The 534-nt window shown below is 66.3% G+C and carries 1 protein-coding gene; it reads left to right on the top strand.

Annotated elements, in window-relative coordinates; all coding sequences use genetic code 11:
• Positions 1-73 precede the first annotated feature (73 nt).
• On the top strand, positions 74-534 hold a 461-nt coding region (locus JHD07_RS38700; protein WP_291631803.1), incomplete at its 3' end, for an SAM-dependent methyltransferase.

Here is a 534-nt window from a genome sequence, read left to right as displayed (position 1 = left end):
CGACCGCGAGGGCGAGGCCCGCTTGCGCCGTGACGCCGCGGTCAACGCGCTGGCCAGCCGGAGGGAATGAAGCTTGGGCAAGATCATCTGCACGGGCCTCGGCCCCGGCGATCCCGACTTGATCAGCGTGCGGTCGGACCGGCTCATCCGCGCAGCGCGACATGTCGCCTATTTCCGCAAGGCCGGCAGCCCAGGGCAAGCGCGCAGCATCGTCGAGGGCATGCTGGCGCATGCTGTAACCGAGTACCCGATGGAGTACCCGGTCACCATCGAGTTGCCGTTCGAGAGCGCCGCTTATCGGCAGGCGCTGGCATCGTTCTACGACGACTGGGCGGCGCGGCTCGCACGATTGGCTGAAACGGAAGATGTCGTCGTACTCTGCGAAGGCGATCCTTTCTTCTACGGCTCGTTCATGTATATCTTCGCGCGCCTCGCCAAGGACTTTCCTTGCGCCATCGTGCCGGGCGTCACCTCCATGACGGCATCGGCCACCGCGCTGCGGCGCCCGCTCTCGGCGCGCAACGAGGTGGTGAA

Origin of the sequence: Bradyrhizobium sp., assembly GCF_016462955.1 — a bacterium.
Classification (GTDB): Bacteria; Pseudomonadota; Alphaproteobacteria; order Rhizobiales; family Xanthobacteraceae; genus Bradyrhizobium.
Note: the sequence above shows the minus strand (reverse complement) of the source record. Positions and strands in the feature narration are given on the sequence as shown.